The 21135-nt window shown below is 49.8% G+C and carries 18 protein-coding genes, 1 other RNA gene and 6 pseudogenes; 4 read left to right on the forward strand and 21 right to left on the reverse strand.

The window, feature by feature from the left end; all coding sequences use genetic code 11:
* Window positions 1-19: 19 nt before the first annotated feature.
* Together ACGCCZ_RS05880 and trxB are read right to left on the reverse strand one after the other, a co-directional pair.
* Window positions 20-238 (reverse strand): annotated as a pseudogene (locus ACGCCZ_RS05880) (tyrosine-type recombinase/integrase); the annotation flags it as partial.
* 15 nt (window positions 239-253) lie between these two features.
* Window positions 254-1176, reverse strand: a pseudogene (gene trxB / locus ACGCCZ_RS05885) (thioredoxin-disulfide reductase).
* A 1739-nt stretch (window positions 1177-2915) separates the two neighbouring features.
* Between trxB and ACGCCZ_RS05890 the strand changes: the two are divergent.
* From ACGCCZ_RS05890 to ACGCCZ_RS05905, 4 genes are all read left to right on the forward strand, one after another.
* Window positions 2916-3260 (forward strand): DUF1292 domain-containing protein, encoded by a 345-nt coding sequence (locus ACGCCZ_RS05890; RefSeq protein WP_411655550.1) that lies wholly within the window; start codon window positions 2916-2918, stop codon window positions 3258-3260.
* 2 nt (window positions 3261-3262) lie between these two features.
* A non-coding RNA gene (gene ssrS, locus ACGCCZ_RS05895) (6S RNA) lies at window positions 3263-3451 on the forward strand.
* A gap of 222 nt (window positions 3452-3673) precedes the next feature.
* Complete coding sequence (locus tag ACGCCZ_RS05900; RefSeq protein ID WP_411655551.1) at window positions 3674-4477, forward strand: DegV family protein; 804 nt, start codon at window positions 3674-3676, stop codon at window positions 4475-4477.
* Between the two features lie 27 nt (window positions 4478-4504).
* Window positions 4505-5380, forward strand: a complete 876-nt coding sequence (locus tag ACGCCZ_RS05905) for a DegV family protein (RefSeq protein WP_054324572.1) — start codon at window positions 4505-4507, stop codon at window positions 5378-5380.
* A gap of 248 nt (window positions 5381-5628) precedes the next feature.
* Here the strand turns inward: ACGCCZ_RS05905 and ACGCCZ_RS05910 are convergent, their stop codons facing one another.
* The 19 genes and pseudogenes from ACGCCZ_RS05910 to ACGCCZ_RS06000 form a co-directional block, all read right to left on the reverse strand.
* Window positions 5629-6048: an RrF2 family transcriptional regulator gene (locus tag ACGCCZ_RS05910; protein ID WP_242967290.1), complete on the reverse strand. Its 420-nt coding sequence runs from the start codon at window positions 6046-6048 to the stop codon at window positions 5629-5631.
* Window positions 6049-6232: 184 nt separating this feature from the next.
* Window positions 6233-6673, reverse strand: coding sequence for a Holliday junction resolvase RuvX (ruvX, locus tag ACGCCZ_RS05915; protein WP_054324573.1), 441 nt, complete (start codon window positions 6671-6673; stop codon window positions 6233-6235).
* A complete protein-coding gene (locus tag ACGCCZ_RS05920) occupies window positions 6670-7398 on the reverse strand; it encodes a histidine phosphatase family protein (protein WP_411655552.1) in 729 nt (242 codons plus the stop codon). The genes ruvX and ACGCCZ_RS05920 overlap by 4 nt, the downstream gene beginning before the upstream one ends.
* A 28-nt stretch (window positions 7399-7426) precedes the next feature.
* Window positions 7427-8338, reverse strand: a pseudogene (locus tag ACGCCZ_RS05925) (dihydroorotate dehydrogenase).
* 12 nt (window positions 8339-8350) lie between these two features.
* Complete coding sequence (locus ACGCCZ_RS05930) at window positions 8351-9115, reverse strand: dihydroorotate dehydrogenase electron transfer subunit (RefSeq protein WP_411655553.1); 765 nt, start codon at window positions 9113-9115, stop codon at window positions 8351-8353.
* Window positions 9112-10042 (reverse strand): annotated as a pseudogene (gene pyrF, locus ACGCCZ_RS05935) (orotidine-5'-phosphate decarboxylase). Before pyrF ends, ACGCCZ_RS05930 begins: the two are co-directional and overlap by 4 nt.
* Window positions 10043-10075: 33 nt before the next feature.
* Window positions 10076-11365, reverse strand: coding sequence for a dihydroorotase (locus ACGCCZ_RS05940; RefSeq protein ID WP_054324576.1), 1290 nt, complete (start codon window positions 11363-11365; stop codon window positions 10076-10078).
* Window positions 11366-11624: 259 nt separating this feature from the next.
* Window positions 11625-13371 (reverse strand): annotated as a pseudogene (locus ACGCCZ_RS05945) (NADH-dependent [FeFe] hydrogenase, group A6).
* 18 nt (window positions 13372-13389) lie between these two features.
* Window positions 13390-15181 (reverse strand): annotated as a pseudogene (nuoF, locus tag ACGCCZ_RS05950) (NADH-quinone oxidoreductase subunit NuoF).
* Between the two features lie 12 nt (window positions 15182-15193).
* Complete coding sequence (locus ACGCCZ_RS05955) at window positions 15194-15565, reverse strand: (2Fe-2S) ferredoxin domain-containing protein (protein ID WP_054324579.1); 372 nt, start codon at window positions 15563-15565, stop codon at window positions 15194-15196.
* 1 nt (window position 15566) lies between these two features.
* Window positions 15567-16121, reverse strand: a complete 555-nt coding sequence (locus tag ACGCCZ_RS05960) for an ATP-binding protein (RefSeq protein ID WP_054324580.1) — start codon at window positions 16119-16121, stop codon at window positions 15567-15569.
* Between the two features lies 1 nt (window position 16122).
* Window positions 16123-16644 (reverse strand): NAD(P)H-dependent oxidoreductase subunit E, encoded by a 522-nt coding sequence (locus ACGCCZ_RS05965; RefSeq protein ID WP_411655554.1) that lies wholly within the window; start codon window positions 16642-16644, stop codon window positions 16123-16125.
* Between the two features lie 163 nt (window positions 16645-16807).
* On the reverse strand, window positions 16808-17527 hold the full coding sequence (locus ACGCCZ_RS05970; protein ID WP_085533329.1) for a PHP domain-containing protein: 720 nt from the start codon (window positions 17525-17527) through the stop codon (window positions 16808-16810).
* Window positions 17524-17856, reverse strand: coding sequence for a DRTGG domain-containing protein (locus ACGCCZ_RS05975; protein ID WP_054324583.1), 333 nt, complete (start codon window positions 17854-17856; stop codon window positions 17524-17526). The genes ACGCCZ_RS05970 and ACGCCZ_RS05975 overlap by 4 nt, the downstream gene beginning before the upstream one ends.
* Window positions 17846-18148 carry a (Fe-S)-binding protein gene (locus ACGCCZ_RS05980; RefSeq protein WP_411655555.1) on the reverse strand — a complete coding sequence of 101 codons (303 nt, stop codon included), beginning with the start codon at window positions 18146-18148 and terminating at the stop codon, window positions 17846-17848. The genes ACGCCZ_RS05975 and ACGCCZ_RS05980 overlap by 11 nt, the downstream gene beginning before the upstream one ends.
* The gene (locus ACGCCZ_RS05985) at window positions 18127-19161 is read right to left on the reverse strand and encodes a [Fe-Fe] hydrogenase large subunit C-terminal domain-containing protein (protein ID WP_411655556.1); all 1035 of its coding nucleotides are present in this window, start codon (window positions 19159-19161) and stop codon (window positions 18127-18129) included. Before ACGCCZ_RS05985 ends, ACGCCZ_RS05980 begins: the two co-directional genes overlap by 22 nt.
* Window positions 19162-19164: 3 nt before the next feature.
* Window positions 19165-19608 (reverse strand): ATP-binding protein, encoded by a 444-nt coding sequence (locus ACGCCZ_RS05990; RefSeq protein WP_054324585.1) that lies wholly within the window; start codon window positions 19606-19608, stop codon window positions 19165-19167.
* Complete coding sequence (locus ACGCCZ_RS05995; protein ID WP_054324586.1) at window positions 19605-19955, reverse strand: DRTGG domain-containing protein; 351 nt, start codon at window positions 19953-19955, stop codon at window positions 19605-19607. Before ACGCCZ_RS05995 ends, ACGCCZ_RS05990 begins: the two co-directional genes overlap by 4 nt.
* 201 nt (window positions 19956-20156) lie before the next feature.
* Window positions 20157-21116, reverse strand: a complete 960-nt coding sequence (locus tag ACGCCZ_RS06000; protein WP_411655557.1) for a hypothetical protein — start codon at window positions 21114-21116, stop codon at window positions 20157-20159.
* Between the last annotated feature and the right edge of the window lie 19 nt (window positions 21117-21135).

The raw sequence follows: 21135 nt of genomic DNA on the forward strand, positions 1-21135 counted from the left end.
TTACCTCTTTGATTTCCGCCTAGGCTTCCAGTCTGTTCATTTCCTCTTGGGTGAAATGGAATGTGGCGTGGGCGTAATAGTTCAGCGTCATAATGACGTTGGAATGTCCCATGATATATTGTAGTGCTTTAGGGTTCATTCCCTCATTTACCATTCTGGTGCAGAACGTGAGCCGCATAGTGTGAGGCATCATTACCGACGGCAACGGCTCCTTGTGGCACTTGTTATACTTCTTGGCAAAAAAATCAGAAAATTATTCGATTCTATTTAAATACTCTTCCGCCATATGAGAGGCTACAGCACCATCCGAAACAGCCGTCACGACCTGCCGGAGTACTTTTTGGCGTACATCTCCGGCTGCGAAAACCCCAGGCAGATTTGTCTCTGTCGTCTCCCCTGCATCGACATAACCATTGGAAGTAAGTTTTATAGATTCTGCTATAAGAGCTGTATTGGGCACGTTTCCGACGGCGATAAACACACCGTCACACGAGATTTCCCTGGATTCCCCGGTTTTTTTGTTTTTTACTCGAACTCCTGTGACGCTACTATCTGCTAAAATTTCTTCCACAACAGTATCCCAAACAAATTCCACATTTTCACAGGCTTCAAGTGGTTTCAAGTAAGCCTTTGAGGCACGCAACGTATCTCTGCGATGCACCAAATAAATTTTTTGGCATATCTTAGATAAAAAAACGGTATCTGCGGCAGCAGTGTCTCCTCCTCCTACAACAACAACCGTCTTTCCCTTGTAAAACATGCCGTCGCAGGTGGCACAATAAGATACACCACGTCCACGAAGAGCGCGTTCTTCTGGCAAGCCCAGCTCCCTAGGGGAAGCCCCTAAAGCAAGAATCACAGCACGACTGGTAAAGGTATTTCCGTCCTCCGTGTGGATTTTTTTTCCGGCTCCGTCAGTTCCATAGAGGAAACCTGTGCAAAAGTACTCTCTGCGCCAAACCGTTCTGCTTGTTTCTGCATATTCATAGCAAGCTCAAAACCGTTGACTCCGTCAGCAAAGCCCGGATAATTGTCGATTTGATCGGTTGTCCCCATCTGTCCACCGGGCGCCATCGCTTCCAAAACCAATGTAGAGAGCGCTGCACGCGCACAATAAAGGGCCGCCGTATAACCAGCTGGTCCTCCGCCAACGATAATCACATCATATTGAGTCAAAGAAACTCCTCCTTTTTTGAACGGTTTTTACCTATTATCGTCACGATCAGTATACCCCATTATACCGAAGAATAGAAAAAATAGGAAGACATAAAAGCAAAAGCTCCGGCAATCTTAATCACCGGAGCTTCTATATTGAGTTATTGAACAATTTCGATCCTCTTACTATCTAAAAACCCTTTGCTTACCGTACACGATAAACTTGGACTTTTGTATTTAGCACTTGGGAATCACTTTAGAAGCAATAAATCTCACAAAAGAACTTGATGCGTGTTTTAACTATATTTTGGACTCACCTACTATCATTCTGTTCTCTATTGAACCTACTCTTTTATGAAGAGCAAAACAGGCTTCAAACTATAGATCACGCGATTCCCGATAAGATTTGCTTCGTGCTTTCGCACACCATCTTTGATAATCGAAGCGTAATACGAACCGTTTCCTTTCTCAAATAAATGGTTGCTCAAACTAAATTGCCCTTTGGACTCATTCCTTTTCGTTTTATTTTATAAAAACGAGATGCTTGGAACCATTCTTCCATATTCATCAATTAAGTGTTGCAAAAAACACCCGGCCGGGCTTTTCACTTTTCTGAATATCTCAGAATGATTGCCTCACCTTTGGAAGATTTAACGAATTTCTACCCGGCTTACGATCCCTACGTATCTTATCACTTTCGAAATTCTCTTCCCATCGGTTTGGCGACCAACCTTGTAAGCACTTCATTCTTAGGGATTAGCATTGCAGGCTTCTCAGCTCTATGGTTACAACGATTTTTCGATTCAACCGAAATTGTTATCCGCATACTTGTTTTTAGTCCGTATCTGTTTGAAAGTGATCCAGCTTACAGGCATTATCAGCTTTCTCAAAAAACAGTTTGCTCATCATTACTTAGTTGCTTTGCTTTCTCCTGCTTTCGCTCCGGTCGTTTCCGAATCCGGCATTACAGGCTCTCCACGCTGCAAATATAAGCTCTGTCGATCAACTGCTTGTAGGCCTCATCCTGTCTTTCGTTCTGTTCCTTCATCCAGATTTCCAGCGTCACAAGCTTTTTAGGAATCACAATGCAGTGTTCGTCAAAACCACCGGTCCTTTTCGCTCCATCCTGCTGGTCGCTCTGTACCTATCAAATGGTTACTTACTTGGATTTACCAGTTTTTGCAACGTTTCAACTCCTCCGTATTTTCCAACCGACTTGTTTCCGCGTTGTCCCCTGGCATCTCAATTGGTTGCAATAATAAAATCTTTAGGACAGACACTTGATTGTATCAGAAGCTACAATCTCTACTGTTTTAAAGTTTTTATTGATGAGATAGCGGCACGAGCCCGACTGACTGGCCGCTATTCATCTGAACTGGCTCGCTGTTCATTGGACTCACACCCTTTCTGAAGTATCTACATTGGAGACTTTCCATACCTTCCAAATTTTTATAATATCATTTTTGTGATATTACCTTCATCAGATTTCTTTTCTTGGAAGGTGTTTGCTTTTTTCTTTTTCTCTCCCCTGTTTCTGTTTCTATTATAGCGCGTTTTCCGTATTTGTCAATACTTTTTTCTAACATTTTTTAAATTTTATAGGTGATTTTTTATAACTGTCCTTTTATAAAACGATCCCCTCCATATGGAAAGCATATTTGCCTTTTATCCCTCTGTCTTCCAGCCTTTCGATCCTTTTTCTGAAAGGAATACCTGTTAACCAAAAGTTTCTGTTGACTTACTGCCATTATAAAGGTAAAATGAGTAACAGAAAGCACATTATTGTGAAGGAGATGAACTTTTTGAACGACGAGTTTGGCGCTGATCTGATTACCTTGATTGATGACGAGGGTGAAGAACACGAGTTTGAAATCCTCGATGTGATTGATAACGATGAAGGATGTTTCTACGCTCTGCTTCCTACCTTTGACGATCCACAGGACGAGGTAGATTCAGAAGGAACTTATTACATCTTTGAGGCGATTGAAGAGGATGGCGAGCAACAGCTCGCAGAGGTAGAAGATGAAGAACTTCTCGACCGCCTTGCTGAAATCTTTGAAAAGCACTTCGAGGAGCTTTACGAAGAAGAAGATCCGGAAGAATAAGCTTTTCCCTGCCTGGTGCGTGGACTTGTGTATAAATAACCCTACACTTTTAAATCGGGAGCTTAGCTCCGGCGGCGGACCGCAGACCTCCCGGCTTCGGCTGGAAGAAGGGAGTGGAAACCCGTTGGGCGGGCACCCACCTGTCTTTCGTAGGCAGGTTATTTCGCACATTACGGCCAGGCGGGATTTCCTTTAATCATTCGGCTCCTGTTTCTAAAACAGGGGCCTTTCTTTATACCCATGTATGTGTATTTTGACAGACATTTTCAAATGGTATATAATCAATTCTATCTTTTGGGGTCCTATTGTAGGAAGAATTTGTGAGCAAAAGGAGTTGATCCTATGGATGGCTATCAAATCATCACGGATTCCAACACCGATTTTTCCCCGCTCTTGCACAAGAGTTAGGTGTTGTGATCATTCCAATGGAATTCACCCTCAGTGGCGCATCGTATCTTCAATACCCCGACGAGCGAGACTTATCCAACAAGTCCTTCTACGAACGCATAGCGGCGGGGGAAACGACCACTACCAATCAAATCAACGCTGCTACCTTTATCGAAACGTTTGAACGGTACCTGCAAGCGGGAATCGATGTACTTTATATCGGATTCTCCTCTGGATTGTCAGGGACATTCAATGGTTCCCGCTTGGTTGCACAGGATCTTTCTCAAAAATATCCTGACCGCCGTATCCTGGCTGTAGACTCTCTGGCGGCTTCCATGGGCGAAGGACTCTTGGTTTATCATGCTGTTATGCAACAACGTGCTGGACGAACAATTGATGAAGTAGCTTCCTGGGTCGAAACAAACCGCAACCGATTGGCGCATTGGTTCACCGTAGATGATCTCAACTTTCTAAAACGCGGCGGACGCGTATCCGGGGCAGCCGCATTATTTGGAACCATGCTGGGAATTAAGCCTGTTTTACATGTGGACGACGAGGGACACTTGATCCCAGTGGAAAAGGTGCGTGGGCGCAAAAACGCATTGGATGCATTGGTCAATCATATGGCAAAGACGGTCGAGCATCCTGAAGAGCAGGTGATCTTTATCAGCCATGGAAACGCCCCTAAGGATGCCGAATATGTCGCCGAACAGGTAAAATCACGTTTTGCTGTGCAAAATATTTACATCAACTATATTGGTCCCGTCATTGGATCGCACTCCGGTCCTGGGACGGTCGCTCTATTTTTCCTGGGAAACAGCAAAAATTAAGCGCATCCAAGGAGGGAAACGAATCGAATGAATGACTATCAAATTATCACAGACGCCTGCGCGGATTTACCTCCCAAATTGGTAGAAGAGTTAGGCATCCATGTGATCCCTATGTCTTTTAACTTTGGGGATGAAAGTTATACCCATTATCCAGATGAGCGTGAGTATTCTGCAAAAGACTTTTTTGACCGCCTGCGCGGTGGCGATATGTCCACAACCAATCAAATTAATCAAGCAGCCTTTACCGAGGTGTTTGAAGGCTATCTGCAAAACGGCGTGGACGTATTGTATATCGGCTTTTCCTCTGCCCTTTCTGGCACATACCACAACTCCGTATTGGTAGCGGAAGAACTATCTGCAAAGTATCCGGATCGAACGCTATTGGTGGCGGATTCTTTGACCGCGACCCTCGGTACTGGACTGCTGGTTTATGCAGCGGTACAAAAGCAGCAGGAAGGAATGTCCATTGAGGACTTATATCAATGGGTGCAAACAGAACGGTTGCTTGTTTCCGGCTGGTTCACTGTTGATGATCTGAATTTTCTCAGGCGTGGTGGACGGTTGTCGGGTACAGCGGCACTGGTTGGAACTATGTTAGGGATCAAGCCCATCCTGCGCATTACTGAAGACGGAAAACTGGTTCCCATGGAAAAGGTACGAGGCCGCAAGCAGTCGCTTCGTGTGCTTCTTGAGCATATGGACAAGACCTTCCGGGATACGGGTGACCAGGTCGTATTCATTGTCCATGGCGATTGTATGGATGACGCAGCGTATCTGAAAAAAGAAATTAAAAACCGTTATCGTATCAAACGCATCGTTACCAACAATATCGGCCCCATTATTGGGTCCCATACAGGCCCTGGCGCCATTGCGATTTTCTACATGGGAAAAGGACGCAATTGATGGATATGAAAGAGAGAACCGCCGTCACAACGACATGCGGTTCTCTCTTTTCGATGCTGTGCATCTTTCTTCTTCAAGGATTTCTTCGGTATAAAATATGGTTGGTATGTGGCCTTCTCAGGGCCACCTTGTGATCTCTTTCAAAGCATATTGATTGCACTTGATTTTACCCAGCAATAAAAAATGCCCTACAAAAACAATGTTTGAGCAAATAAATCGACTATCAATGAAAAACAAACAAATGGTTTTTATTCCTGCCCATATAAAAGCTCATATAAACTGCAATCGCGTAAAAGTGCATCCATCTTCTTTTGCACCTCACCAAGACGGCAATGAAGTGAACAAATTTCTGCATGCCTTTCCTGCCAGGTACAGCGGTACTCCGGTTGCATACAAGCATTCACCAACCGGTCTGCTCCAAGGGCTTCCATTAAGTCGTAAAGGCTCATCGTATGCAAATCCACAATCAGACGGCATCCACCCTCCGCACCGCGCACAATCTTAATAAAGCCGGATTTTTCCAGCTTCTTTGCAATCTTATAGACAAATTTGTCCGGAATCTGCTCCTGCTCACAAATATCCGCCGCTGTCCGCTGCTCTCCGCCCGCTAACGCGCGCAAAATCCGCAACGCATAATCCGCTTCCCGTGTGACCAGCAGTACACTCACCCTCTTTTTTAACGTAATTATAGAATAACAAAGTTGATAAGCTTTGTCAACATTGTTCTTTTAAAACGCTTCGAAATCTCACATTTGAACAAAAAACCGCTATAATTGGGATATAGAACGCACAAAAAGAACCGTATGAGCCTTTGCAACTCTACGGTTCTTTATTTTCTTTCTTCTGGACGCTCTATTCTTGATCGGGCAACTGGCGCAATCGGTTCCGGCGGACCATCAAATAGTCCTCCAAAATGATTGTGGCCGCAACCGCATCCACCACAGCCTTTCGTTTTTTTCCGCGCGTATCCGTATCGTTCAAATATCCGTGCGCAGTAATTGTGGTTCCGCGTTCATCCTGCATCCATACGGGCACATGAACCAAGGTTCGCAGGTGTTCAGCAAACAATCGAGCCCCCTGCGCACTCTCCCCTTCACTGCCATCCATATTCCGTGGTAAACCAACCACAATTTCTCCCACACCATACTCTTCGGCCTTTGCAGCGACAACGGCTGCAAGCCGATCCCGATGGTATTCCTGAACAACGCCGGCAGGGGACGCCAGCCGTTCTCCTTCGTCGCACACCGCCAGGCCTGTGCGCACCTTTCCCAAATCAACCGCTAATATCCTCATCTTTTACGCTCCATATTCTCCCGCCGCCACCAAGTTTGCTTTGCAAAAACAGAAACTTCCGGTGTCAGGTGGGAAGCATCGTTGAGTAAAATGATTTTGGGATTCCCCTGCTCTCCAAAGTCAATCACACTGACGGCTGTGTTGTCGCACCAGTCCACATCGTTCAGCTGTTCCAAAGGCTTGTTCATGGCATGACAGAGAATATTCCGGATAGCGCATCCATGGGAAGCTACACACACGGTCTTGCCAGGATTCTCGCGCACAATCGAGCGAATCGCCTGCCAAACACGGTCATATACCTGGCGCATACTCTCTCCGTTTGGCGCGCAAAAATCCTGCGGCGCCGTGTACCAATTGGCATCCTGTTCCGGTGCAACTTTGGGCAGGTCCGCCCAGAGAAGCCCCTCATAATCACCGCCATCGATCTCCTGCAAACGCTTGTCTTCATGGATGGTAAGATGATGATAACGGTTGATCGCTTCTGCGGTCATCCGCGCACGCTTGAGCGGACTGGAATAGATCGAATCCATCCGAATATTCCGCAAACGAAGCGCTAAAAGCTCAAGCTGTTTTTCTCCATTTCCGGAAATTCCACAGTCAGAACTTCCTTGAAACCGTCCGTTCGTATTCCCTTCCGCTTCACAATGGCGAACCAACAAGATACGAGTGGTCCCCTCCGCCTTTGGGGGAATGGCGCTATCGTTCGACGAATGAAGTTGTCCCATTCTTACACAGCCTTCCTTCCGAATTCCTTTAGTAGGCGCATACTCCTCCGGTCAACTCCGTCACAGAGGCAATATGGTTTTCATCCAAATAGCGGCGCAGACCGTCCAGAATTTTTACAGGCGCATATGGGTCCGTAAAGAACACTGTTCCAATCTGTAACGCAGAGGCTCCAGCCAGCAACATTTCTACTGCATCCTGCCATGTGCTGATTCCCCCGAGGCCGATGACCGGAATCTTGACCCTTTGTGCGGCCTGCCACACCATTCGTACAGCTACTGGAAATACGGCTGGGCCAGAAAGCCCTCCTGTGTTATTGCGCAAAATAGGCCTGCGGGTACGGATATCGATCCGCATACCGGTCAATGTATTGATGAGCGAAATTGCGTCCGCTCCACCCGCTTCCGCAGCCGCTGCAATCTCTCCAATATCCGCCACATTGGGGGACAGTTCGACAATCAAAGGCTTACGGCAATATTTGCGCACTGCGACGGTAATCTCCTCTACACTCGCACAGGAGGTGCCAAAGGCGACACCGCCGTGCTTCACATTTGGACAGGAAGAATGTTCACTTCACCATATCGACGTCGCTTTCTGAGAGCTTCTCCGCCATGCGGCAATAATCTTGCTGCGTATTGCCTGCAATATTTGCAATCACAATCGTCCCTTGCTGTTTGAGCCAAGGGAGGTCCTCTTCGATAAAGTGATCCACACCCGGATTTTGTAGCCCTACCGAGTTCAACATTCCAGAGGGTGTCTCCGCGATGCGGGAGGAGGATCCCCGGACGCTCCTGAAGGGTAATTCCCTTGCAGGAAATCCCCCCAAGCGTAGAAAGCGGATAATAATTCCTGGTATTCCCGGCCAAAGCCAAAGGTCCCGGAGGCGGCAATCAAGGGATTTTCAAGGGCAACCCCTGCAATCTTTACACGTAAATCAGCCATCCTTCCGCCTCCTTAATCCAAAACAACAGTCTGATAAGGAAATACCGGTCCATCCTTACAGACGTGTCCAAAGTATTCCCGTCCATCTGCCAGCAGCTTACAGGCACAACCCAAACAGGCTCCAATTCCACAGGCCATGCGTTCCTCCAAAGAAATCTGGCATTCAACGCCGCGTTGCTTTGCCACTGCACAAACGGCTTTCAGCATTGGCGTCGGTCCACAGGCAAAGATCACATCAAAAGAGAGATCGTTGAGACAGTCTGTAACAAGCCCATGGTGCCCTGCACTGCCATCATCGGTCGCAATACGTACCTCGCAACCATTGGCGCGGAAGTCCTCTTCCAAAATCACCGCCTCCCGGTTCCGAAAACCGAGTACCGCAGTCGCACGGCTCCCAAACCCTTTAGAAGCCTCCAAAAGGGGCGGCACGCCGATCCCTCCGCCCACAAATACCGCCTTACGGGAACAGTCCCCCAACACAAACCCGTTCCCAAGCGGGGCCAGAATATCAAGCATTGCTCCTTCTTCCATGCCCGCTAAAATTCGGGTTCCTTCGCCGCGTATCTGGAACACAAAACGCAAAGTACCTGCTGCGCGGTCTACACCACAGATTGAGATGGGACGGCGCAACGTTTTTCCCGGTACATAGAGGTGCGCAAACTGTCCCGCCTGTGCAACCTCAGCAAACTCCGGAGCCTCCACGACAAAATCAAAAATGTCCTTTGTAAGCTCTCTTTTTTTCAAAAGCTTACAGGTTTTCACGTCATACTTCATCATTTGATCGTCCCTATCTCCCCTACGATTTCATCGCGCATCCGCACCGCTTCTGCTGCAGCCGCTTTCGCATAATCGCGTTCAGGAGCATTCTGCTTCTGCCACGCGCAAAGGATTGAGCGGGAGGCATTGACAATAGCGCCGCGGCCGTTTGTATCAAAGGCGGGCGCAACGTCCTTTGCGCCGCCTCCCTGGGCTCCATAACCTGGGACCAGGAAGAAGGTATGCGGCAATGCGGAACGAAGTTCGCGGAGCTGTTCCGGATAGGTCGCTCCCACCACTGCACCAACACCTGAATACCCATACTGCCCGGGAAGCTCTGTCCCCCACTGCTCGCAGAGTACTCCCATCGTTGCATACAGGGTTTTCCCGTCGTCAAAAACTCGGTTTTGCAATTCGCCGGAAGAAGGGTTCGACGTTTTAACCAACACAAAGATGCCCTTGTCCTCCGCCTGACAGGTCGAAAGTAGGGGCTTGATTCCATCGGAACCCAGATAGCCGTTTACGGTAAGGGCATCCCCGCCAAATGGAACACAGAGTGTATCCTCTACCATCGTGGTCCCCGAAGTGCGCTGCCGCATATGCTTCCATGGTAGTCCCTATATCGTTTCGTTTTCCATCCGTTATCACAAACATTCCTTTGCTGTTTGCATAGGCAATGGTATCGTGCAGTGTTTTAACACCCTGCCAGCCATACATTTCATAGTAAGCGCACTGCGGCTTTACTGCCGGTACAATATCGCACAGTGCATCAATCAGCCCTTTATTGAATTCCAGAATAGCTGCGGCCGCACCGTCCAAATTTTTTCCATACTTTTCAAAAGCATCCTCTTTGATATAGGAGGGGATATAGGCAAGCTTGGGGTCCAAACCCGCTACTGTGGGGTTCTGTAACTTTGCAATGCGTTCAATCAGTCGGTCAAATGCCATATTCTTTTCCGCCCTTCTTATTTTCTGATGGTTTTATATTCTTCCTTCGTTGCCGCCGCGGTAGACGATCTTTCCTCTACAAACAGTCAATTTCACGCGTCCTGTCAAAATGCGCCCCTTAAAGACCGCATTGCGGCTCTTTCCATGGAGTTTCTCCGGTTCCACTGTCCACTGCTCTTCTGGGTCAAACAGCACGATATCCGCTGGGGCGCCAGGATTTAAGGTTCCCGCAGGAATGTGCAACAGGTTTGCCGGCGCCGTACTCATCAGACGAAGCAGTTCTCGAAGCGTCAAAAGACCCGTCTTCACCAGGTAGGTAATTCCAGCGGCAAGCGAGGTTTCCATCCCGATACTACCGTTCGGCGCCTTGGAGAAATCAGCTTTTTCCGCAGGCGTATGAGGAGCATGATCGGTGGCAATTGCGTCAATGGTTCCATCGCGGAGCCCTTCGATCACTGCCAATCGGTCCGATTCTGTGCGCAGCGGCGGACTCATTCGGAAATCCGCATCCCGCGCCCGTAGCATCGCGTCGGTCAAACTGAAATAATGTGGAGCAGTCTCCGCCGTGACCTGCACACCGCGGCGTTTTGCATCCCGAATCATTGCCACCGAGGTACGGGAACTCACATGGCAGATGTGGATGGGGACCTGGTATGCCTCCGCCAAAGCAATGTCCCGTGCGGTTCCGCAATCCTCGGCTGCCGCAGGGACGCCCGGCACACCCAGTTCGCGGGAAACATCCCCCTCGTTCATCAGTCCGCCTTTGGAGAGATCAAGATCCTCACAGTGGGAAACAACCCGCATCCCCAAGCCAGGTGCAGCCCTCATCGCCCGGGCCATCAGACGGGAATCTACAACGGGACGTCCGTCATCGCTCAGCGCAATCGCTCCTGCTTCCCGCAAGGCTTCCAAATCGTCCAGTTCATTGCTCTGTAGTCCTTTTGTAATGGCCGCGGCCACATAAACATGGGCATCTGCTTCGGCGGCCTTGTCCAAAATATAGCGCACTGTGTCCGGGGTATCGATCGCCGGCTTTGTATTGGGCATACAAAGCAGGCTGGTCACGCCACCCGCTGCTGCAGCCCGGCAGCCGGTAAAAATATCCTCTTTTTCTGTAAAGCCTGGGTCGCGCAAATGAACGTGCATGTCCACCAGGCCAGGGGCTGCCACCAACCCCTTTGCGTCAAACACCTGGGCATCCGGCGCTTCAACCGTCCCGCCAACCTGCTTTAGGAGACCGTCCTCCAGCAAAAGATCTCCAATGACATCCAAGTTGGATGACGGGTCAAGAATTCTCGCGTGTTGCAGTAAAAGCTTTTCCAAAGTGCACCTCCTGGATGGAATTTCTATAATTTCTATTATACTGATTCCACGGAGAAATGTAAAGAAAGCCTTTCCACGAGAACGTCGAGAACAAGATCAGTAGAAAAATTGCTGCGAATGGATTTCATCAATCCAGGGAAACCTTGTCGAATTTTCCATATATCCCTTAGAAAAATTTGACTCAATACGCAACAAAAATCCCGGACGGTATTTTCCGTCCGGGATTTTTTAGAACTTGTTTTGTGAAAAGATGTTTCTATTAAAATCTTTTTCTTGCAACGTAGCTGGTGTGCAAAAGCTCGTGTGCCTTATGGCTACCCGGCTCGCCCAAATATTCATCGTACACCAGTTTAATCAACGGGCTTTCATGGCTCTTACGCAACGGAAGATTCTTATCCTCTTCATAGAGTGCCTTTGCACGCAGCCCCTTCAGGTCTGTAAAACTGCGGACCGTCGCCGACTGAATCGGCTGGCCGCCGCCATTGACACATCCGCCTGGGCAGCACATGATCTCAATGAAATGATAATCCGCTTCGCCCTTGCGGACCTTCTCTAGCACCTCATTCGCATTGTTCAGGCCGCTGACAGCAGCGACCTTGACATCCATGCCGCCGATGTGATAGACCGCCTCTTTAATGCCCTCTGTGCCGCGCACTTCTGTATAATCTACGCTGTCAAGGCTCTTTCCTTCCAGAACATCCGCCGCCGTGCGGAGCGCCGCTTCCATTACGCCGCCCGTCGCGCCAAAGATGGCCGCTGCGCCGGTGGAAACGCCCATAGCATCGTCAAAGTCCTCATCGGGCAGATTGACGAAATCCAGGTGAGCACGGTTGATAAGGCGGGACAGTTCACGGGTGGTAATTGCAATATCGGTGTCTGGAATGTCCTCTCCTGCTGCAGCCTCATCGTCGCGTTTGATCTCAAATTTCTTCGCTGTGCAGGGCATTACACTGACCACCACAATATTCTTCGGGTCGAGTCCATTCTTTTCGGCAAACCAGGTCTTAATCATTGCGCCGGTCATCTGCTGTGGGGACTTACAGGACGATACGTTTGGCAGCAGATCCGGGAAATAGTGCTCGCAGAACTTAATCCACCCTGGCGAGCAAGAGGTAATCATCGGCAATACGCCGCCATTCTTTACGCGATCCAGGAATTCGGTCGCCTCTTCCATGATGGTGAGGTCAGCGCCGAAGTCGGTATCAAATACCTTGTCAAAGCCGAGGCGGCGCAGGGCGGCAACCATCTTGCCTTTTACATTCGTACCAACCGGCATTCCAAAGCATTCGCCCAAAGTCGCACGAATGGCGGGAGCGGTCTGTACCACAACATACTTTTCCGGGTCATTGATCGCCGCAAGAACTTCATCGCATTGATCGCGCTCGGTAAGAGCACCTGTCGGGCAACTCACAATGCACTGGCCGCAGGAAACGCAGGCCACTTCGTTCAAGGGACGTTCAAACATGCAGCCGATGTGCGTATCAAAGCCGCGGCTGTTCGGGCCGATGACAGCCACATGCTGGTGGGCACAAGCGGCAACACACCGGCGGCAGAGGATACATTTTCCATTGTCGCGGACCAAATACTCGGTGGACTCATCTTTGAGAGATTCGGGTTTTGCGCCGTCGAAGTGCTCAGCGTCATCCACACCCAGTTCATAACAGAGCGACTGCAACTCGCAGCTCCCGCTGCGCTTGCAGGTGAGGCACTTCCGGTCATGCACCGAGAGCAGCAGCTCCAATGTAAGCTTGCGGGATTCCTGCACCTTCGGTGTATTGGTGAATATCTTCCATCCCCTCGTTGACCGGATAAACGCAGGCCGCAACCAAAGAACGGGCGCCCTTCACTTCTACAACGCACATACGGCAAGCGCCAATTTCGTTGATATCCTTCAGGAAGCACAGGGTGGGGATATTGATCCCCGCATACCGTGCAGCCTCTAAAATCGTAGAATCCTTCGGCACCGAGAGGGGCATGCCGTTGATTTTTATATTGACCATATCCATTGATGGCACACTCCTTTCTTATCTCTTCACAATCGCACTGAACTTGCACTTTTCCATGCAAGCGCCGCACTTGATGCATTTGCTCGTATCGATCACATGCGGCTTCTTCACGGTACCGCTGATGGCGCCGACCGGGCAGTTGCGCGCACAAAGCGTACAACCTTTGCACTTGTCTTCCAAGATGTAGTAATTCGTCAACGCCTTACATGCGCCCGCCGGGCAGCGTTTCTCCGTAACGTGTGCAATGTACTCGTCGCGGAAATAATGCAGGTGGAGAGCACCGGATTCGGCGCAGTCTGCCCCAAAGCGCAGAGCGAATTCTCCTTCAGATAGTTGCACAGTTCTTCCAGACGGTCAATGTCCTCCAATGTGCCATTGCCGCTCGGTAATCTTATTGAGGATCTCCAGCAGGCGGCGCGTGCCAACACGGCACGGGGTGCACTTACCGCAGGACTCATCCACAGTAAATTCCAAGAAGAACTTCGCAATGTCCACCATACAGGTGGTATCATCCATGACAATCAAGCCGCCGGAACCCATCATGGAGCCGATGGCAATCAGGTTGTCATAATCGATCGGAACATCCATCTGGGAAGCCGGGATACAGCCTCCGGAAGGACCTCCAGTCTGAGCCGCCTTAAAGGAATGGCCATCCGGCACACCGCCGCCAATCTCCTCGACGATCTCGCGCAGAGTGGTCCCCATCGGGACTTCCACAAGGCCGGTGTGCTTGATCTTGCCGCCCAGGGCGAACACTTTCGTGCCCTTGCTCTTCTCCGTACCCATGGATGCAAACCAGTCCGCACCCTTGAGGATAATCTGGGCAACATTGGCATAAGTTTCTACGTTATTCAAGATGGTTGGCTTGCCAAACAGGCCCTTGAGCGCCGGGAACGGCGGACGCGGGCGAGGCTCGCCACGTTTGCCCTCGATGGAGGTCATCAGAGCCGTCTCTTCGCCGCAGACAAACGCGCCGGCGCCCAAACGAAGCTCAATATCAAAATTAAAATCTGTATCGAAAATATTTTTACCGAGCAGGCCGTACTCCCTAGCCTGATCAATTGCAATTTGCAAACGCTTTACAGCGATTCGGTATTCTGCACGAACATAAATATATCCCTGAGAAGCACCGATTGCATATCCGGCAATAGCCATTGCTTCCAGAACCGCATGCGGATCACCCTCCAAAATGGAACGGTCCATAAAAGCGCCCGGATCGCCTTCGTCCGCATTGCAGCACACATACTTCTGATCCGCCTGGTTCTGCGCGGCAAAGAGCCATTTTCTGCCCGTCGGGAAGCCAGCTCCGCCGCGTCCGCGCAGGCCGGATTTGGTGATTACATCAATGACATCCTGTGGGGTCATCTCGGTGAGGGCCTTGCCCAACGCCTGATAACCGTCAACCGCTATGTACTCATCGATGTCCTCAGGATTGATAACGCCGCAGTTGCGCAGGGCAACACGGTGCTGTTTTTCATAGAAAGGTGTTTGATTCAGAGACTGACGGAGTTGGATCCTCCACTACAGTCTCTTGATAAAGAAGGCGTTTGACGATTCTGCCCTTGAGCAGATGCTCTTCCACGATCTCCGGTACATCGTCCGGCTTGACCATGCTGTAGAACGCGCCCTCTGGATATACAATCATAATCGGGCCCAAGGCACAGAGGCCGAAGCAGCCCGTACGGATGACATTGACCTCTTGATCGAGGCCTTTCGCGGCAATTTCCTCTTTCAGACGCTGGATAATCAGCTCACTGTTCGAGGAGGTACATCCCGTACCGCCGCAAACCAGTACATTCGAACGATACATTTTGCAGCCTCCTTATTTTGAATTAGCGCCAATGGTAAACTCTGTGACGACATTGCCGTTGACCAGATGATCGTTCACCATGCGGACCGCTTTTTCTGGGGTCATCTTCACATAAGTGATCTTCTCCTTGCCGGGTTCTACAACCTCGACAACTGGTTCAAACTGGCAGATGCCGATGCATCCCGTCTGGGTAACCATGACATTCTGGAGGCCTCTTTTTGCCACCTCATCCACGATGGTGGTGAGAACTGGGCGTGCGCCCGCAGCGATACCGCACGTGGCCATACCGACCAATACGCGGATCGCATCATCCTGTCCTTCCCGCAGCGTGACTTTGCCGCGAGCTTTATCTCGGATTGCCTGAAGTTCCGCTAACGACTTCATACTATATTTTCTCCCCTTTGATGCTTTGTGTTTGTTCATTGAGGAAATCCCGCATCCATGCCACTACATCGGGCATATTCAGCTCCACTTCCTCGCCCAAGATCCCGCGCAGTTCACGGGTATCCAGTGTAAATTCGCGGTCATCTATTCTGCGATGGAACACAAAATCCCGGTCTGTGTTGCAAGTGATTAACAGGAGAACCGTGGCATTGATGTCTCCCAACGGGATAAAGTCCACGTGAGAGGGCACAAATTCTGCTGTCACCGCTGTTCCTTTCCCCGGCTCAGATACGATCCGCAGTTCACCGCCCGTCATTTCCGCTTCCATTTTGAAGAGCGGGATACCCAGGCCTACTTTGCGCGTTGTACGCGTAGTGAAAAAAGGATCTGTCACATGGGCAACCTGATCCGCAGACATCCCACGGCCATTGTCCACAATCTGGATCGTCAAACGATCCTGAGCGGTATCCTCACAGACCTCCACCTCAATGCAAGTCGCTCCCGCTGAAATGGAATTCTGCGCGATGTCCATCACATTTAAAGATAGCTCCCGCATCTTAGTCGCTGTACTTTGCCAAGATTCCGTCGATTTCCTCCGGCACCAAACGGCCATATACATCGTCATTGATGGTCATGACCGGAGCCAAACCGCAAGCGCCAATACAGCGGCAAGCGGTGAGAGAGAACTTCCCGTCTGCAGTGCACTCCTCTGGCTGGATGCCGAGCGCAGCGCTCACCTTGTCCAGGACTGCCGCCGCACCCTTTACATAGCAAGCGGTTCCCAAACAAATAGAGATATTGTACCTCCCCTTCGGTGTAAGGGAAAACTGGGAATAAAAGGTCGCCACGCCGAAGACTTCTTCCAGCGGCTTGTTCAGGCCTTCCGCCACCATGGTCTGCACTTCTACCGGCAGATACCCATAAATTTCCTGCGCTTCTTGCAGGACTGGCATAATCGCGCCTTTGTCATCTTTGTGCTTTTCAATCACTTCGTGCAGTTTTTGCTCCTGCTCCGGAGTCCCTTGAAAAGGCAAATTGCTGATTTTTTTTGCATTCTTGTTCCTCCCTGTGAATTCCAATATGTGGCATAATGTTTCGTAATTTTTCGAACATTTCGTCACATATGCATTGTGATTTATTATAGCACATTGTTTGTAGAAAATCTACAATTTTTCTAGAAATTTGCCTTAAAATATACTCGAAACAATCATGTTTAATAATTTTTCATAAGGATAAGTATTTTTAGAGATTTTGTTCATCCAAGAATCGAATGACCGCCTGTACAGATGCTTCCGGCAATTCCAACGTTGGGCCGGGGTCCCGCATATGCTCCAGATAGTGGGCGTCTGAGTTGCGCAGGAGCAGCATACCGGACAACTCCGGATTGGTTTGCAAAAGGGCCTCCGGGGAACCGGTAAAACTGATCTCCGCTGTATGGAAACCAGCCTCCGGAGGGATGGCGCCCAGGACAGAAATCACACTGTAAGCCGGTTTATCCACGTGCGCTGGGAATGCGGTGCCTCCAAACCTCCTTGCCTCGTACAGTACATGGTCCACACCGACCTGTGTTGCATGAATCAACAGCCGTTTTTCTTCATCCAGAATATGGTCTTGCTCATCCATGACCAATTGGCGGCCAAAAATCTCCGGCCGATTGGGAATTTCCATACTACGCGACCGCACAAAGTCTTCAAATGCTTCCGCCGCGGGAATATCCGGGAACAGACACACAACATGTGCCTCCTCCTGGGTACAGAGTTCCATGCCCGGAATCACCACGAGGCCCGCCTGTTCCCCCGCTCTGACCGCAGAGGCGGCGTTCCGGCAAGAGTTATGGTCTGTCAGTGCAATGATGTCATATCCGAGCAGCTTTGCCATGTTGACCAAGTTGTAAGGAGTCATATCGTCGTCTCCGCATGGCGAAAGACAGGAGTGCAAATGAAAATCGTAAAAAAATTTCATCCTTTCAATAACTCCGCCAGGCGCGCTCCGAGTTCGTAACTGTTTTGCTCGCTACAGAGCACCAGAATGTCCTGTTGCTCTGCCTTGTTGCGTGCCTCTTCATCCAGCGATGCGCGGTCTGTCAGGACAATACAAGCAGCGTCCGCCAACGATGCCACCGCGATTGCGTTCACATTGCCCATCACGGTAAACCAAGCTGCATCGGCAGGAAGCCGGGCCATCACCCAACTGAGCAGATCTCCCGTATAGCCTCCGGTCACCTCACGGGTGAGATCTCCTCCCACCAGTACCTGCAACCCCAATTGGTCGCGCAATTCCTCAACGGTCATTGGAATCAACCTCCTTGTTATGCCCCGGCACAAAACCTCCCATGGAGGAAAGAGCTTGGGCAACGTGTTTGATCTCCTCACGCAAGATAAAGATACATTCGTTTTCCTTTGCAGAGCCACGCACTACATCCTCAGCAAACGCACGGCATGTGGGCGCCCCACAGGAACCGCAGTCCAGTCCCGGAAGTTTCCCACAAATTTTGTCGATGTCTGCCATCATCCGCAACGCTTCTCCCATATCATCGGAAAGCTTGAGCACTGGCGCAAATTCTAGGTTATCCTCCCATTGCATGCAGGGGGAATGCCGCCTTCCAAATGGTTCTGTGCAACCGGCAAATACCGGCGCAGCCGCTGTAGCCGTGCCTTTGCAACATAGGCGTTCTCCACACAGAGGACGCCGCCAACGCATCCGCCAGCACAAGCGTTCAATTCGATGAAATCCAGCTCCTTAATCCGCTCATCTTCCAACTCCTCCAACACGCGGATCACGTTATCCACACCATCTGCCGCCAGATATTTGTCATTAAGCAATGCGGCTGATTCTCCGCCGCTGGATGCCCACCCTACGCCGATGACACCGCATTGCATCAAGGGTTCCACTGCTTCCGCCTTTTCCATTTTATCCACCAATGCAGGAAAGATTTCACTGATTGCAATGGCGCCGTCCACATAGGATGTTTTCGTGCTGATTGGGCATTTCGTATCCGTCACCTTTGCAGGACACGGCGTTATAAAAAATGCGCCGATCTTTTCCATCGGCAGACCGGTTTTCTTTCTGGCTTCTTTTTTTACAAATCGTGCGGCCGTCTCCATGGGAGAATTCAACGGTAGCACATGGGAACAAAGTTCGGGAAACCGCACACGAATTAAACGTACCACCGCCGGACAAGCGGAACTGATCACAGGCCGTTGCAACAATCCTTGCTGCATCAGTTTGCGTGTAGCGTCCGAAACCAGCTCCGCACTGCGCGAAACCTCGTACACCTCGTCAAACCCCATCCCCTTCAAGCCGGTGAGGACAATGTCGATGTCGTCCAGATTATTAAATTGACCGAATAAGGCTGGCGCTGGCAGTGCAATCTTGTAGGAGTAGTTGTCCAACATAGAAAAATGGTCAAACCGAGCCCGCTTGGCATGGTGTGGGCATACACGAATACATTCGCCACAGTCAATACACCGTTCCGACAGGATTAATGCCTTTCCATCGCGTACACGGATTGCCTCGGTTGGGCAGCGTTTAATACAGTTCGTGCACCCCATACACTTATCCTTGTCCAAAATCACAGAATGGAAAAACTTTTCCATCTTTTAATCACCGCCTGCCCGGTTCCTATCGGTAAATACAGTCATGTAAAGGGTCGTCCCCTCCCCAACCTTGGTATCTATGTCTAGGATATCGGAGTATTTTTTGATATTCGGGAGACCCATCCCTGCGCCAAATCCTAAGGAGCGCACATTATCCGGCGCTGTGGACCATCCCTCCTGCATGGCTTTACTCAGATCTTTGATCCCAGGGCCATGATCCTCTAAAATCACATAGATTTTGTCCGAGTCGATCTCCACATGCGCCGTGCCGCCGCCTGCATGGATGACCATATTGATTTCCCCTTCGTACATGGCGATAGCCACGCGGCGGATGACATCCGCATCGTAACCGATTTTTTTCAACTTCCTCTTGACATCGCTGGAAGCCGCGCCAGCCTGGGTAAAATCGTCCCCCGGTACTACATAATCAAACGACAGGGCGCTCATTGCACTTCACTTCCCCCTGACAAGCCGTTGGTGTAGAGCAGTCCGCAGGCAGTAAACATGCGGTAGGGGGTTTTCAGCACGGTAATCCCCTTTTCTTGAGCCAGTTCTAATACAGTATCATCAATCTCCTTTCCCCGGACAAAAATGATGCAGTGCATGTCCATCATCTCCGCCGTCCGCACAACCTGTGGGTTCGTCAGGCCCGTGAGCAGCACGGATTGGTCCTTGACAAAGGCCAGCACGTCGCTCATCATATCGCTTCCGCACGCCGTACGAACCTCTGTATCGAGGTCTCCCTCTACCAGGACATCCGCCTTTAAAATCTGTACTACGTCGCGTACCTTCATAGAACGTTCCTCCCGTTTCATGATTCACAATGTTTTTAAATACTCTACAATAAAATTTATGCATTTTCATTATAACATATCACAGAAACGGAAACAACCGGCCAGACAAAAGATCGAGAATAAAAAATACCCTCCTCTAAGTTTTTCAGAGGAGGGTATCTTGATCAATCCAATGTTACGAACTCAGGAAAAATAATGTTATCAGAAAAATCCGCCGATAGACACTGGCTTTACCGTAAATGTCACTTCAGAGGGATCAAATCCATTTTGTTTCGAGTAATTCACCGTGTGGGACTGCTCCTGCGGCTCCAGGATATATCCGTTTTCCGCTAAATAACCCCGCACATCATCCGTACCAATTGTAAGTTCTCCCTCGGAATCTGCCGTGTAAGGGAGGGTCAATTCCTCCACGCGGGTTCCATTGTCGGTAAAATAGATGGATAACTCCTGTGGTCCCGTCTGCAAGGGCTTCACCGTAAATACCACCTCAGAAGGCTCAAACACATCCTTGCCAGAGGAGTCCACCGTATAATTTACCGTATGGGACTGCCCCTGCGGATCAAGAACGTAACCATTTTCCGCCAAGTATGCCTGTACATCCGCCTCGTCAATGGTAAACTCTCCGTAGGAAGAGGGACGGTACGAGTAAGATAACCCTTCTACACGGTTTCCATCCTTGTCCTCAAAATATGCGTAGAACGTAGGAGTGACTTTATTGAGTGAAAAATATTTGGATACGGAAGCATTTCCTGTAGCAGGCGCCGTGTATTCTATGCACAAAGGACTCGGCCGTCCATTCCGGATAACCGCATACTGTGGAACACGATCAAATCCGGATAAGCCCTCGATGCCTGTGGCGTCCTCTAAGGAGTCATATTGCCAGCCATAGCTGAGGCCAATCGATGGGATTTTTTGCCCGTTCACATGGAGGACCCAGGCATAATCATATGGATAGGCGGGATCTGTCGTCCACTTATATTCCACTGTGACCGTTTGACCGCAGGGAACCCACAAATATCCCACCGTCTTAAACCCGCCGTCATTAATTCGATATTCCACCTGATATTTCCCGTCGATCGAATAATCATACGCGGAAGCCACCGACGAAATACAAAACAACATACATGCCGCCAAAAGAAGGGCGAACAGCCTCTTTTTCATACCATCCAGCTCCTTTTCC

This window comes from Anaeromassilibacillus sp. SJQ-1, from assembly GCF_046693725.1.
In the GTDB taxonomy this organism is placed as follows: Bacteria; Bacillota; Clostridia; order Oscillospirales; family Acutalibacteraceae; genus Anaeromassilibacillus.